We start from the raw sequence: 14127 nt of genomic DNA, 5'->3' as shown, positions 1-14127 counted from the left end.
ATGCCGCAAGCCGACCACGCCCGCCTGCTGCGCCTGGCGACCCGCGCCTCACTGGGGGTGGCCGTCACCCTGATCATCTGCAAGGCCGTCGCCTGGTGGATGAGCGGCTCGGTCAGCCTGCTGGCCGGTCTCACCGACTCGCTGCTCGACGGCGCGGCATCGCTGCTCAACCTGCTGGCGGTGCATTACGCGCTGCGCCCGGCCGACGATGACCACCGCTACGGGCATGGCAAGGCCCAGGCGCTGTCGGGTATGGCCCAGGCGTTGTTCATCGCGGTCAGCGGTGTGCTGATCGCCATGCAGGCGGTCGAACGCATTCAGAACCCCGAGCCTCTGGCGTCCGCGTTGCCAGGCATCCTGGTGATCGTGCTGTCGCTGGTGCTGACCGTGGCCTTGCTGAGATTGCAAAAGCGCGTGATCGACACCACGGGCTCCAGCGCGATCAAAGCCGACTCGCTGCACTACCGCTCCGACCTGCTGCTCAACGCCAGCATCCTGCTGGCGCTGGTGCTCAGCGCCATGGGCTGGCATCAGGCCGATGCCTGGTTCGGCCTGGGCATTGCCGGCTACATCATCTGGAGTGCGGTGCAGATCGCCCGCGAGACCTTTTCGGTGCTGATGGACGAAGAACTGCCGAGCGACGTCAGTGCCCACATGCTTGAACTGGCCTGCCAGGTGCCCGGCGTGCTGGGCGCCCACGACCTGCGCACACGGATTTCCGGGCAGGTGTGGTTCGTTCAGTTGCACCTGGAGCTGCCTGGCTCACTGACGCTGTCGGTGGCCCATGAACGCTGCGATCAGGCGGCAGCGGCCATTCATGCGCAGTACCCGCTGGCCGAGGTGCTGGTGCATGCCGACCCGCAGGAAGTGGTGAGGCCAAGCGCGGATCATTCGACCCGATAACCGCGCTGGTACAGGCAGGCGCCCATGGCGCGGCGGTAGCCGTCCAGCACCTCGGGGGCGGGTTGGTAAGTTGCCGTGGCCGGGTCGAAGCCGGTGTCCTGCACGGCCTGGCGGTAGCATTGGTAGCGGTCGAACTCCACCTGCTCCTGGGTCTGCCCGGCAATCGGCGAGAACACCGGGTCGTAGGCATTGTTGGCCGCCGGCGCCTGGGTATACACCGGCTGCGGCGGCGGGTTGACCACCACGTACTCTTCGCTCTCCGGCTGCCAGGCATAGTAGGTGCCGGCGGCGAGGAACAGCAGCGAACCACCCACCCACACTTCGCGGGAATAGTCCGGCAGGCTGCGCACGCGCGCGCCATAGGGCGGCGTTACCACCACATAGCGCGAACCCTGCGGCTGATACCAGTAGCCACCGGAATAGAAGTAGTTCTGCCCCCGCCAGGGAATGCGCGCATAGTCGCCTGGCACGCGGTCAATGAAGTAGCCCGGCCGGTAGCGCGGGCCAGGCCCCCAGCCGTCACCGCGTCCGTCAGGGCGGCCGGCCCAGTGGTCCTGGGGCCGCTGGCCGCGCGGCAGGTCCTGGTAATAGCCCTGGCGCGGCGGCTGGGTCTGCCAGACCTGGTCAGGGCGCCCCTGGATCGGCAGGTTGTTCTGGCTCTGGCGCAGTTGCTGCCGCTGCTGATTCTGCTGGTCGAGGATCTGCCGTTGCTGCTCGCGCTGTTGCTGCTGGATCTGCTGCTGTTGCTGGCGCTCGACCTGACGCTGTTGCGCCTGCTGTTCGCGAATCTGCCGGTCCTGTTGGCGCTGCACATCGCGCTGCTGGTCGTACTGCTGCTGGATCTGCCGTTGCTGGTCACGCTGTTGCTGTTGAATCTGCAACTGTTGCTGGCGTTCGACCTGGCGCATCTGGTTCTGCTGTTGCTGGATCTGCATCTGCTGCTGGCGCTCGGCCGGGTTCGGCTGGCGCGGCGGGTCGCGTAATTCGTCGAGGGCATCGCGCCGGTCGTCGGCCAAGACGTGGGAGGTGAGGCTCAAGCACAACAGACTGGTGATCGCGAGCTGCCAGATGCCGGATTTCATGCTTTCCTCACTAGGAATCTTCACGGGAGACGTCGTGGCCACATGCGCCAGCGCCATGCCCCACACTGTATCAGACCCGTGAAACAAAAAAGGGGGCCAGATGGCCCCCTTGGGATACTTCGTCCTGGCTCGACGCTTGTGGCGCCGGCTCACTTCATACCGTCTTCTGGACAGGATGCAGCCCGGGGGCCTCGGTTTACCCTGTTGGGTAGCGGGCCGCGACGCGCCTGATTGGGCGGGTCGCCGTGGACGCGATGTCCGGGCAGTGATTCTGTGGAAAATGATAGGCGTGCAGCCGAGGCGAAGGATTGCGAATATTGCTCAATAAAACTTCACTTGCGCAATTTTTCACTTAAGACAAATAATTTGGCGCAATCTGAAACATAAAGGAGAACATTGTGAGCAAGCTCGACAGATATGACCTGAGCATCCTGGCCGAACTGCAGCGCGACGCCCGCATCTCCAACCAGGAACTGGCCGAGCGCATCGGCCTGTCGCCGTCGCCCTGTTCGCGGCGGGTCAAGCAGCTCGAAGACGACGGTTACATCGTGCGCCAGGTGGCCCTGCTGGACCGCAAGAAACTGGGGCTGAGCCTCACCGCCTACGTACTGATCGGCATGGATCGCCATACCCCGGAACGTTTCGAGAACTTCGAGCAGCACATTCGCAACCTGCCCCAGGTGCTGGAATGCTGTCTGGTGACCGGGATGGACGCCGACTATCAACTCAAGGTGGTGGTGCCGGACATGGATCACTACCAGAAACTACTGCTGGGCCACCTGACCCGTATCGAAGGGGTGACCAGCGTGAAATCCAGCTTCGTGCTCAACCAGGTGCTGGCCAGCACCGAAATGCCGCTGACCCACCTGCGCAACTGACGCCAGCAGAGGTCAGTGAACGATTTTTTGCAGGAGCGCGCTTGCTCGCGAAAATTGCATGACACTCAGCGGATGCAGTGACCTCACTGTCCGCTTCGCGAGCAAGCTCGCTCCCACAAGGCAACCGTAGCAGGCCCCTGGCTTCTAGAAGCGCCAGTCTTCCAGCTGCCGGTACTGCCCCTGCTCCAGCCCTTCCAGGCTCCACGGACCGATCCGCACCCGCACCAGGCGCAGCGTGGGCAGGCCCACCGCAGCGGTCATGCGGCGTACCTGGCGGTTACGCCCTTCACGAATCACCAGTTCCAGCCAGGCGGTGGGCACGCTCTTGCGAAAGCGCACCGGCGGGTTGCGCGGCCATAGCGTCGGCTCGTCAAGTGCACGGGCCTCGGCCGGCAGGGTCGGGCCGTCGTTGAGGGTCACGCCATCACGCAGTTGCTGCAGCTGCGCCTCAGTGGGTTCGCCCTCCACCTGCACCCAATAGGTTTTCGGCAGTTTGTGCCGCGGGTCAGCGATGCGTGCCTGCAGCTGTCCGTCATTGGTCAGCAGCAACAGCCCTTCGCTGTCGCGGTCCAGACGCCCGGCCGGGTACACGCCGGGGATGTCGATGAAGTCCTTGAGCGTGGCACGGCCCTGCTCGTCGTTGAACTGGGTGAGCACGTCGAACGGCTTGTTGAACAGGATCAGCTTCGGCTCGGCAGGGCGCGCCTTGGCGACACGCCGGGGCGCGCTGCCGTTGCCCTGGGCAGGGCGGCGTGCGGCAGGAGGTTTGGAAGGTGGGCGCGGGATGCGGGACATGAATCTGGCCAGAAAAAACAAAGGGCCACTTTACCAGAGTGGCCCTTCGTATTGACCCGCAGGCTGTCAGCGGAACGGCGGCTCGTCGAAGCTGCGCAGCTTGCGCGAGTGCAGCGAATTCAGCTCGGCGCGCAGCAGGTCCAGCGCCGCGATACCGATCTTCAGGTGCTGGCTGACCGCGCGGTTGTAGAAGGCATTGGCCGAACCGGGCAGCTTGATCTCACTGTGCAGCGGTTTGTCCGACACACACAGCAGGGTCCCGTAAGGCACCCGCAGACGATAGCCCTGGGCCGCGATGGTGCCGCTTTCCATGTCCACGGCCACGGCACGCGACAGGTTGATCAGTGGCCGCTCCTGGGCCCAGCGCAGTTCCCAGTTGCGGTCGTCGTAGGTCAGCACGGTACCGGTGCGCAGGCGCTTCTTGAGTTCCTCGCCCCGCTCGCCGGTGATCTGTGCAGCGGCTTCCTGCAACGCCAGTTGCACCTCGGCCAGGGCCGGAATCGGGATGTGCGGTGGCAGTACGCGGTCGAGGATGCCGTCGCGGCGCATGTAGGCGTGGGCCAGCACGTAGTCGCCAATGGTCTGCGACTGCCGCAGGCCGCCGCAGTGGCCGATCATCAGCCAGCAATGCGGGCGCAGCACGGCCAGGTGGTCGGTGATGTTCTTGGCGTTGGACGGGCCGACGCCGATGTTGACCAGGGTCACGCCGTGGCCATCTTCGGCCACCAGATGGTAGGCAGGCATCTGGTAGCGGTGCCAGACCACACCGGCCACCACGCTTTGCGCCTCTTCGGCATCCATGTGCTTGTCGACGATGACGTTGCCCGGTAGCACCATGTGCACGAAGCGCGGATCGCTGCGCAGGGTTTCCAGGCCGTGCATGATGAATTGATCGACATAGCGGTGGTAGTTGGTCAGCAGGATCCACGGCTGCACGTGGCGCCAGTCACTACCGGTGTAGTGCACCAGGCGACGCAACGAGAAATCCACCCGCGCGGCGTCGAACAGCGCCAGCGGCAGCGGGTCGGCATTGCCCCAGTCGTGCAGGCCGTCAGCGATGCCGTCGGTGGTGGCCGACAGGTCGGTACTGGGAAATACCCGCGCCAGGGCGGCGGCAGTCACCCCGGAACCGGCCAGCTCGTCACCCTGGTCGACCACGTAGGGGTACGGGATGGTCTGGTCGCTCAGCCCCACTTCCAGGGTCACGTTGAAGTCGCGGATCAGCGGGTTGAGCTGTTCGAGCAGGTATTTGCGAAAGGCCGCCGGCTGCGTCACGGTGACGCTGTAGGTGCCCGGCAGCTGTACCTTGGCGTAGGCGCGGGTGGTTGCCGGGACCTCGCCGTTGACCGCGTAGGTCAGGCGCAACTCCGGGTAGCGGAACAGCGCGCGCTGCTCGGCGTCAGGCTCGATGCGATCCTTCAGGTAGCGTTTGAGGGCCTGGTTCAACGCGCCAGTGGCACGCTCATGCAGGGCGGCCAACTGTTCGACGGCCTGTTCGGCGGTTTCGACGACAACAAAAGCTTGAGTCACGATGGGGATCCTGTCTGACGGGCAGTGCTGCATCCTAGGGGCTGTGGTCGTCACAGCACAAGCCGTGATGACCTCAGCGCCCCTTTGGCATCCTGGGTTTCAGGCCGCATGCGGGGCGGCACGCGCCAGCAGCGCCGGGCAATCCACGCCACGCGGCAGGCCGCCATAGACCCGCGCCGGGCTGCGCAGGCGGCTGACCACGAAGGCATCGCTGACCGCGGGCACACCGGCGTCGAGCAACAGACGGGCCTGCAAGGCCACGGCAATGTCCTCGGTCAGTTGCCGGGCCCGGTAAGGCAGTTCGTCCTGGTCGCTGAACGCCTGCTTGAGCTGCAGCACGTGGCGGCTCAGGTCGGCGTCGCCCCGGCCGTCGTCCAGCTCGGCGAACAGCGCCTCGGCGATACCCGGCTCGCGGGACAGCGCGCGCAGCACATCCAGGCATTGCACGTTGCCGGAGCCTTCCCAGATGGAGTTGACCGGCGCTTCACGGTACAGCCGCGGCAGGATGCTGTCTTCGATGTAGCCGGCGCCGCCCATGCATTCGGCGGCCTCGTTGATCATCGCCGGGGCGCGCTTGCAGATCCAGTACTTGCCCACCGCCGTGACCAGACGGATGAAACGCGCCTGGTGGTCGTCGTCAGCGTGGTCCAGGGCATGCCCCATGCGCAGGCTCAGCGCCAGCGCTGCCTCGCTCTCCAGGGCCAGGTCGGCCAGGACGTTCTGCATCAGCGGCTGTTCGCTCAGTAGGCGGCCGCTGACCTGGCGGTGCGCGCAATGGTGAATGGCCTGGGTCAGCGCCTGGCGCATCAACGCGCTGGAACCGATCATGCAGTCGTAGCGGGTCATGGCGACCATTTCGATGATGGTGGCGACCCCGCGTCCCTCCTCGCCCAGCATCCACGCCAGCGCCCCGCGAAACTCCACTTCGCTGGAGGCGTTCGAGCAGTTGCCCAGCTTGTTCTTCAGGCGCTGGATCTGAAACGCATTGAGGCTGTCGTCGGGCCGGTGGCGCGGCAGCAGGAAGCAGCTCAGGCCGTGCTCGGTCTGCGCCAGGGTCAGGAAGGCATCGCACATCGGCGCCGAGCAGAACCACTTGTGGCCGACCAGTTCATAGGCCTGCCCCGGCCCGCCGACACCGGTGGGGAAGGCGCGCGTGGTGTTGGCACGGACGTCGGTACCGCCCTGCTTCTCGGTCATCGCCATGCCGAGGGTCACCCCGGCCTTGTGCGCCATGCCGACGTTACGCGGGTCGTATTCGGTGGCCAGCACCTTTGGCAGCCAGACATCCGCCAGTTCTGGCTGCAGGCGCAAGGCCGGCACGCTGGCGAAGGTCATGGTCAGGGGGCAGCCGCTGCCTGGCTCGGCCTGGGTATGCAGGTAGCTCATCGCCGCCCGGGCCACCTGCGCGCCGGGTTTCGGATCGCGCCAGGGCAGCGAGGGAATGCCATGCTCGATGGCGGTTCTCATCAGCAGGTGCCAGGCGGGATGAAACTCCACCAGGTCGATGCGATGGCCGTAACGGTCATGGCTGTGGAAGACGGGCTTGTGCTGGTTGGCAAGAAAACCCGCCTCCATCAGCGGGCCGCCGGCCAGGGCGCCGTAGGCATCGATGCGCATCTGCGCCCAGCCGGCACCGTAATGCCTGACCCAGGCCTGCAGTGGCAGGTCGCAGCGATAGAGGTTGAGACCTTCGAGGGGCGGGGGTTGATTGGTGACTTGGTGGGTTTCAGCCAATGAATGGATGTCCATCGAGCACCTCCTGACAATAGGCGGTCATCGGTCAGGAATCAGTGAATCACGCCCCCCGGATCTTGAACAGGGCCATACCCGACGAACTGTCGGTGCTTTTCTCCTGCCCATCACTGCCGGTCGCCACCTGCAGCGGCAGGCTGAGCACGAAGCGACTGCCATGGCCCGGCTCGGAATGATGGCTGAGGCTACCGCCCTGCAGTTCGATCAACTGTCGGCAGATCGCCAGGCCAATGCCCAATCCGCCGTATTCGCGGGTCATGGAACTGTCGACCTGGAAGAAGCGCTGGTACAGCACGGCTTCGTCCAGGCGCTTGAAACCGATGCCGGTGTCGATGACCTCGACGCGCAGAATGAAGCGATCAGGCTGCCAGCGCGTAGCCTCCAGGCGGACCGTGACCGAACCGCGACGGGTGAACTTGATGGCGTTGTCGATCAGGCACTCGATGCACTGGAACAGTTTGTCCGGGTCCCCGCGCAGCACCTGCGGCAGGAAGGGTTCGGCCTCGAAGCGCAGGATCAGGCCCTTGGCCTGCGCTGCAGCGATGAACCGCTCGTGCAGGCGCCGGATCAGGGCGCTCAGCTCGACCGGCCGCTCGTCGACATGCAGGGTACCGGCCTGCAGCTCGGTAAGGGTCAGGATGCCGTTGATCATGCGCATCATGTCCTGGGCCGAGGTGAATGCCGTCTGTTGGTAGGTCTGCAGCTCGCTGTCCATCGGCACGGTCTGCATCAGGTCCAGCGAGCCGATGATGCCGTTCATCGGCGTGCGCAGCTCATGGGTCAGGGTGGCGAGGAACTCATCCTTCAGCCGGTTGCTGGTAGCCAGTTGGCGATTGAGGCGCTCAAGGTCCTTGCCGGCTTCCAGCAGGTGCCGGGCCTGCTGCTCGCGCCCATGGTTGATGCGGTCGGCCAGGGCCAGGGACAGCAGCGCGACTTCCACCACCGAGCCGATCTGGCTGGCATACAGGGTCAGGAAGGTATTGGGCAGGTAACCCAGCAGCATCACCGCATTGACCAGCCCGCCGAGCAGGAAGGCCGACCAGGCCAGCAGGAAATAGCGTGCCACCCGCACACGCCGGAACCAGGCCAGGATGCCGGTGGCCAGCACCACCGGGGTGAACACCAGCACCAGCAGGGTCATGGCACGCAGGGCCAGGCCGTAGTCGGCGAACAGCGCCACCGCCGACACCACCAGGGCGCTGGCCATTATCCAGATCAGCAGGTTGTCCACCCAGCGCCCCAACAGCCGGGTCTGCAGGAAACTGCGGGTGAACTGGCTGGCGAAGAACACCGCGCAACCCACCAGCAGCGGTGTCACCGCATTGGCCCACCAAGGACTGTCCGGCCACAGGTATTCGATGGCCACACCGTTGATCGACACCTGATAGAGGCCGAACGAGGCAATGTAGAGGATGTACCAGAGGTAGCTGATGTCGCGCACGCTGACATAGATGAACAGGTTGTACACCAGCATGCCCAGCAACACACCGTAGATCAGCCCGAGCACATAAATGCGCGCCGGCTGTTCTTCGAGGTAGGCATGGCTGGACCACAGATTCAGCGGCGCCTGCACCGAGCCGTTGCTGGCGACGCGGACATAGGCGGTCATGGCCTGCCCCGGCGCGAGTGGCAACTCGAACAAGTAGTTGCTCTGGCGAATCTGCCGGCTGGCGAACGGCAGCATGTCGCCGGTTTTCCATTCCAGGCGGCGCTCGCCCTGGGCGTCGAGCAGATACACATCGACATGGTCCATCGGCGGATAGGCCAGCTCCAGCAGCCAGTCGGCGTGTCGCTGCGGGTCACGGGGCAGGTACGCCAGATCGACCTTCAGCCAGAAGGCGGAGCGCGAATACCCCGCATTCAGCGTGGGTTCTCCCAAGGGGCGGAACACTCCGGCCCGCTCGACCTGCAGGACTTGGTCGAGGTCGGCCTGGCCACTGGAGTCCTCGTACACCTGGACCCACGGGCCCAGAGAAAGACTGCGGGTGTTTTCGTCGAACGCGACGGCAAAGGCCAGCAATGGCAGCCAACCTACCAGCAGTATCAGCAAATAGCGCATGAAAGCCCCAAGGTAGTCCGTCGCGTTCCATCAGTCCCTGAAGCGACGCCCTGCAGTTTTCCATCCGTGAAGCAGGCTGAAGAAAGTCCATTGGCACAATGGCCGCAGGCGGACCTTGCGGGCCCGGCCAGCGGAAAACCAGCGAATATGGGTATACCAACTGCTCAGACGCACAAGCATAGCCGCTAATCGGCGCCAGGCGCACTCATTTGACTGCATCGGGCCAGCACAGGCTGCGCGAGGCCGCCAAAAATGCCCCGCTCGCCCATCAGTCTTCCCGGCATTTGGTGGTAAGCTCGCCGACCATGAACACTATCCATAGCACCCGCCCCATCGTGCTCTGTCTGTCCGGCCATGACCCCAGCGGTGGTGCCGGCCTGCAGGCCGACATCGAAGCCCTGCTCGCCCAGGGTTGCCACGCGGCCCCGGCCGTTACCGCGCTGACCGTGCAGGACACCGTGAACGTCAGCGACTTCCGTGTACTGGATCGCGAGTGGGTGCTGGCCCAGGCCAATGCCGTGCTCGCCGACTCCCCGGTCGCGGCGGTCAAGCTCGGCATGCTCGGTTCGACGGAAATGGTCGAGACCGTGGTCGAACTGCTTGCCGCGCACCCGCACCTGCCGGTGGTCTGCGACCCGGTGCTGCGCGCTGGCGGCGGCGGTCGGCTGGGCAAGGATGAGGTCGGCTACGCAATGCGCGAACGCCTGCTGCCACGCGCCACCATCGCCACGCCGAACCTGCCTGAAGCACGCATCCTCGCCGAACTACCGGAAGGCAGCGCCGACCAGTGCGCCGAACGTCTGTTGCCATTCTGCGAGCACCTGCTGATCACCGGTGGCCATGGCGACGAGCAGCAAGTGCACAACCGTCTATACCTGCGCAGCGGCGCCCTGCACACCTTCACCTGCCAGCGCCTGCCTGGCAGCTACCACGGTTCGGGCTGCACCCTGGCCAGTGCCCTGGCCGGGCGCCTGGCCCTCGGCCAGGATGTGGTCAGCGCCGTGCAATCGGCCCTGGACTACACCTGGCGTACGCTGCGCGACGCCGACCTGCTGGGCAAGGGGCAATTCGTCCCGCGCCGCCTGCCACTGGATTTCTGCTCATGAACAAGGCCTCCCGGCTGCGCGGCCTGTACGCCATCACCGATGCCCAACTGCTTGCGGGGCGCTTCCTGCCCTACGTCGAGGCGGCCCTGGAAGGCGGAGTAGCCCTGCTGCAATACCGCGACAAAAGCCAGGACGAATCACGCCGCCTGCGCGAAGCCAGCGAACTGCTGCAGCTTTGCGAACGCTACAACACCCGCCTGATCATCAATGACGACGCCGAGCTGGCCGCACGCCTGGGTGTCGGTGTGCACCTGGGCCAGGCCGACGGCTCGCTGGCCAACGCCCGCGCCCTGCTGGGCCGCCACGCAGTGGTCGGCGCCACCTGCCACGGTCGCCTGGAGCTGGCCGAACAGGCCAAGGCCGAAGGCGCCAGCTACGTGGCCTTCGGGCGATTCTTCAGCTCGCAGACCAAACCTGACGCGCCGGGCGTGCCCCTGCACTTGCTGGAGAACGTGCGCAATCAGGTCAACCTGCCCATCGCGGTCATCGGTGGCATCACCGTGGATAACGCCGCGCCCCTGGTGGACCACGGTGCCGACCTGCTGGCAGTGGTGCACGGCCTGTTCGGGGCCGACAGCACCGCCGAGGTCACGCGTCGCGCCCGGGCGTTCAACGCGCTGCTGGCTGGCCACTGATCAGGCAAGCCTGAAGCCCTGCTCGGCCTCCAGGGCCAGCAGGGCGCGTTTTCTCTCCACGCCCCCCGCATAGCCGGTCAGGTCGCCGGCTGCGCCCACTACCCGATGGCAAGGCACGATGATCGAGATCGGGTTGCGTCCATTGGCCGTGCCAACCGCCCTGGAATGCCCGGCGCTGAGGCCCATCTGGCGCGCCATCGCACCGTAGGACATGATCTCGCCGTAGGGAATCCGCGCCAGCGCCTGCCACACCTGCTCCTGGAACGGCGTTCCCCGCGCACGCAGCGGCAGATCGAAGACCTGCCGCTCGCCCGCGAAGAACTCCTGCAACTGCTCGCGAGCCAGGGCGATGATGCGCGGCACCGGTTGCTGATCAGTGACCCGCAGCAGGTCGGGGTAATGCTTCTGCCCAACGAAGAACACCCCGGTCAGGGCTTCGTCTTCGGCACGCAGGACGATATCGCCCAAGGGGCTGGTAAACAGGTAGCCCGGTTTCATCGCTTCGCCTCCTCACTCAGATGCCAGAGGTGCACCACCGCATAGGCCCGCCAGGGTGCCCAGCGGCTGGCATAGTCGTCGAGCTGCGCGGCCGTGGCGCAACCCAGGTATTTTTTCAGCACGGCATCGCCTTGCGGAAACGCATTCGGCCAGCCCAGGGCACGCATGGCAATGTACTGCACAGTCCACTCGCCGATCCCACGGATCTGCCGCAGCGCGGTGAGCGTGGGTTCAAGGGGCACCAGCGGTTCGAGCACGATGCGCCCGGCGGCCACCTCTCGGGCCACGGCGATGATCGCTTCGGCGCGAATGCCGATCAGCCCGGTGGCGACCAGCGCCTGCGGCGCCAGCTCGGCCAGCGCCCTGGCCGTCGGAAAAGCCCGCTGCAACCCGTCGGGGCCCTCGGCCAACGGGGTGCCGTAGCGCTCGGCGATTCGCGTGAGGATCTGCCGCGCCCTGAGCACCGAAATCTGCTGGCCGACCACCGCGCGCACGGCAATCTCGAAGCCATCCGGCACCGACGGCACACGCATGCCCGGCAAGCCTTCGGCCAGTTCGCCCAGGTGCGCATCGACCAGGTCGGGGCGGCAACCGGTGTCGAAGATCCGCCGTACGGCACCCAGCACCTGGGCGATGACAGGCTGCAGCGACGCGCTCACTTGCACCTCAAGGGCATGCCGTGCGGCACGCTGGCGTACGCAAACCCAGCCGGTGAAGCGCTCACCGGCGCGCTCCACTTCCAGCACCCGGCTATAGCTGTCATCCACCACCTGATCGACCCCGGCGGCGCAGCGATGCGCCAGGAACGCCAGTACACCCGGCCAATTGAACGGCGGCCGGTAGGCCAGCTCGAAGCTCAGGCTGCGCGCGCCCGGCAAGTGCCTGGCCTTGCGCAGCCGCGAGGGGTTGAGACCATAGCGGGCCTGGAAAACGTCGTTGAAACGCCGCACGCTGCCAAAGCCTGCCGCCAACGCCACCTCGGCCATCGACAGCCCGGTGTCGGTCAGCAGCCGTTTGGCGGTCAGCAGGCGCTGGGTCTGGGCAAAGTCGATCAACCCTACGCCGAACTCGGCCTCGAAGATGCGTCGCAGGTGGCGACCGCTGACACCGACCCGTTGCGCCAGGTCTTCCAGACTACGGCCGCTGAGGTAACCCTCTTCGATCAGCCGCGCCGCCGCCTGGGCCAGCCGCCCGGAAACGTCCATGGTGGCATGGCCGGGGGCCAGCTCGGGGCGGCAGCGCAGGCAGGGGCGATACCCGGCCTGCTCGGCTGCCGCCGCCGACGCGTAGAACGTGCAATGCCTGGCCAGCGGCGCGCGCACCGGGCACACGGGACGGCAGTAGATACCGGTGGACGACACCCCCATGAAGAACCAGCCGTCGAAACGGCGGTCGCGGGCGACGAACGCGGCATAGCAGGTCTGGGGATCGAATCTGTTCATGCCGCGACTGTAACCCTGGGCCTGGCAAAAGTCTGGCTGAAATCGGACATCGACAACCGGCGGCCGACAGCCATTTGCTATAGTGCCGCTCCTGTACCGCGCCAGCGGGCTCCCGATTTTCCGTTGCAAAGCAGAGACCCGACCATGTCCCGTTCCGAAACACTGTTCGCCAATGCCCAAAAACATATCCCCGGCGGCGTCAACTCGCCGGTGCGCGCATTCAAGAGCGTGGGCGGCACGCCGCTGTTCTTCAAGCATGCCGCTGGCGCCTATGTGACGGACGAAGATGACAAGCGCTATGTCGATTACGTCGGTTCCTGGGGCCCGATGATCCTCGGCCACAGCCATCCTGAAGTCCTCGGCGCCGTGCGCGCCCAGCTGGAACACGGCCTGTCGTATGGCGCACCGACCGCCATGGAAACCGAGATGGCCGACCTGGTCTGCTCGCTGGTGCCGTCGATGGAAATGGTGCGCATGGTCAGCTCCGGCACCGAGGCGACCATGAGCGCCATCCGCCTGGCACGCGGCTACACCGGCCGCGACAGCATCATCAAGTTCGAAGGCTGCTACCACGGCCATTCCGACAGCCTGCTGGTCAAGGCCGGCTCCGGCGCCCTGACCCTGGGTGTACCCAGCTCTCCCGGCGTACCGGCAGCGTTCGCCAAGCACACCCTGACCCTGCCGTTCAACGACCTGGAGGCCGCTCGCCAGCTGCTCGGCGAAGTCGGCCAGGAAGTGGCGTGCATCATCGTCGAGCCAGTGGCCGGCAACATGAACTGCGTGCCGCCGGCACCGGGCTACCTGCAGGGCCTGCGCCAGCTGTGCGACGAGCACGGCGTGGTGCTGATCTTCGACGAAGTGATGACCGGCTTCCGCGTTGCCCTGGGCGGTGCCCAGGCTTATTACGGCGTCACCCCGGACCTGTCGACCTTCGGCAAGATCATCGGTGGCGGCATGCCGGTCGGCTGCTTCGGCGGCAAGCGCGAAATCATGTCGCACATCGCGCCGCTGGGCCCGGTCTACCAGGCCGGCACCCTGTCGGGTAACCCGCTGGCCATGGCCGCCGGCCTGACCACCCTGCGCCTGATCAGCCGCCCCGGTTTCCATGACGAGCTGCAAGCCTTCACCACCCGCCTGCTCGAAGGCCTGCAGGCACTCGCCGATGCGGCGGGCGTGCCGTTCACCACTACCCAGGCCGGTGGCATGTTCGGCCTGTACTTCACCGACAAGCGGGACATCGTCACCTTCCAGGACGTAATGAGCAGCGATGTCGAGCGCTTCAAGCGGTTCTTCCACCTCATGCTCGAAGGCGGCGTATACCTGGCGCCAAGCGCTTTCGAAGCCGGCTTCACCTCTATCGCCCACGGCGAGAAAGAATTGCAACTGACGCTGGAAGCCGCGAAGCAGGCGTTCGCTGCGCTCTGACCCGCAACGGCGCCGTCCTTCC

The 14127-nt window shown here is 65.8% G+C and carries 12 protein-coding genes; 5 read left to right on the top strand and 7 right to left on the bottom strand.

The features are described from left to right. Window positions 1–903 carry a cation diffusion facilitator family transporter gene (locus RRX38_RS19875; protein ID WP_315960375.1) on the top strand — a complete coding sequence of 301 codons (903 nt, stop codon included), beginning with the start codon at window positions 1–3 and terminating at the stop codon, window positions 901–903. On the opposite strand, the gene RRX38_RS19870 is transcribed toward RRX38_RS19875, so the two are convergent. After that, the gene (locus RRX38_RS19870; RefSeq protein WP_315960374.1) at window positions 888–1985 is read right to left on the bottom strand and encodes a DUF6515 family protein; all 1098 of its coding nucleotides are present in this window, start codon (window positions 1983–1985) and stop codon (window positions 888–890) included. The two genes, RRX38_RS19875 and RRX38_RS19870, sit on opposite strands and share 16 nt — an antisense overlap. 398 nt (window positions 1986–2383) lie before the next feature. Between RRX38_RS19870 and RRX38_RS19865 the strand changes: the two genes are divergently transcribed. Next, complete coding sequence (locus RRX38_RS19865; RefSeq protein ID WP_295476447.1) at window positions 2384–2863, top strand: Lrp/AsnC family transcriptional regulator; 480 nt, start codon at window positions 2384–2386, stop codon at window positions 2861–2863. 144 nt (window positions 2864–3007) lie between these two features. Here the strand turns inward: RRX38_RS19865 and RRX38_RS19860 are convergent, their stop codons facing one another. From RRX38_RS19860 to RRX38_RS19845, 4 genes are all read right to left on the bottom strand, one after another. After that, window positions 3008–3658 carry a pseudouridine synthase gene (locus RRX38_RS19860; protein WP_315960373.1) on the bottom strand — a complete coding sequence of 217 codons (651 nt, stop codon included), beginning with the start codon at window positions 3656–3658 and terminating at the stop codon, window positions 3008–3010. Window positions 3659–3724: 66 nt separating this feature from the next. Next, window positions 3725–5221 (bottom strand): AMP nucleosidase, encoded by a 1497-nt coding sequence (gene amn, locus RRX38_RS19855; protein WP_295476451.1) that lies wholly within the window; start codon window positions 5219–5221, stop codon window positions 3725–3727. A 66-nt stretch (window positions 5222–5287) separates the two neighbouring features. Beyond that, window positions 5288–6937, bottom strand: coding sequence for an acyl-CoA dehydrogenase family protein (locus tag RRX38_RS19850; RefSeq protein ID WP_315960372.1), 1650 nt, complete (start codon window positions 6935–6937; stop codon window positions 5288–5290). A gap of 46 nt (window positions 6938–6983) precedes the next feature. Then, window positions 6984–8999 (bottom strand): sensor histidine kinase, encoded by a 2016-nt coding sequence (locus RRX38_RS19845; RefSeq protein WP_295476455.1) that lies wholly within the window; start codon window positions 8997–8999, stop codon window positions 6984–6986. A gap of 305 nt (window positions 9000–9304) precedes the next feature. Here RRX38_RS19845 and RRX38_RS19840 point away from each other — a divergent pair, with 305 nt between their 5' ends. Both RRX38_RS19840 and thiE read left to right on the top strand, forming a co-directional pair. After that, window positions 9305–10105 (top strand): hydroxymethylpyrimidine/phosphomethylpyrimidine kinase, encoded by an 801-nt coding sequence (locus RRX38_RS19840; RefSeq protein ID WP_315960371.1) that lies wholly within the window; start codon window positions 9305–9307, stop codon window positions 10103–10105. Next, window positions 10102–10740, top strand: coding sequence for a thiamine phosphate synthase (gene thiE / locus RRX38_RS19835; protein WP_315960370.1), 639 nt, complete (start codon window positions 10102–10104; stop codon window positions 10738–10740). Before RRX38_RS19840 ends, thiE begins: the two co-directional genes overlap by 4 nt. On the opposite strand, the gene RRX38_RS19830 is transcribed toward thiE, so the two are convergent. Together RRX38_RS19830 and RRX38_RS19825 are read right to left on the bottom strand one after the other, a co-directional pair. Further along, the gene (locus RRX38_RS19830) at window positions 10741–11238 is read right to left on the bottom strand and encodes a methylated-DNA--[protein]-cysteine S-methyltransferase (protein ID WP_295476460.1); all 498 of its coding nucleotides are present in this window, start codon (window positions 11236–11238) and stop codon (window positions 10741–10743) included. Beyond that, window positions 11235–12680 (bottom strand): AlkA N-terminal domain-containing protein, encoded by a 1446-nt coding sequence (locus RRX38_RS19825; protein WP_315960369.1) that lies wholly within the window; start codon window positions 12678–12680, stop codon window positions 11235–11237. The genes RRX38_RS19830 and RRX38_RS19825 overlap by 4 nt, the downstream gene beginning before the upstream one ends. 144 nt (window positions 12681–12824) lie before the next feature. Between RRX38_RS19825 and hemL the strand changes: the two genes are divergently transcribed. After that, complete coding sequence (gene hemL / locus RRX38_RS19820; protein ID WP_315960368.1) at window positions 12825–14105, top strand: glutamate-1-semialdehyde 2,1-aminomutase; 1281 nt, start codon at window positions 12825–12827, stop codon at window positions 14103–14105. The last annotated feature ends 22 nt before the right edge of the window (window positions 14106–14127 follow it).

The organism is Pseudomonas sp. DTU_2021_1001937_2_SI_NGA_ILE_001, from assembly GCF_032463525.1.
In the GTDB taxonomy this organism is placed as follows: Bacteria; Pseudomonadota; Gammaproteobacteria; order Pseudomonadales; family Pseudomonadaceae; genus Aquipseudomonas.
This window is presented reverse-complemented; position numbering and strand designations above follow the sequence as displayed.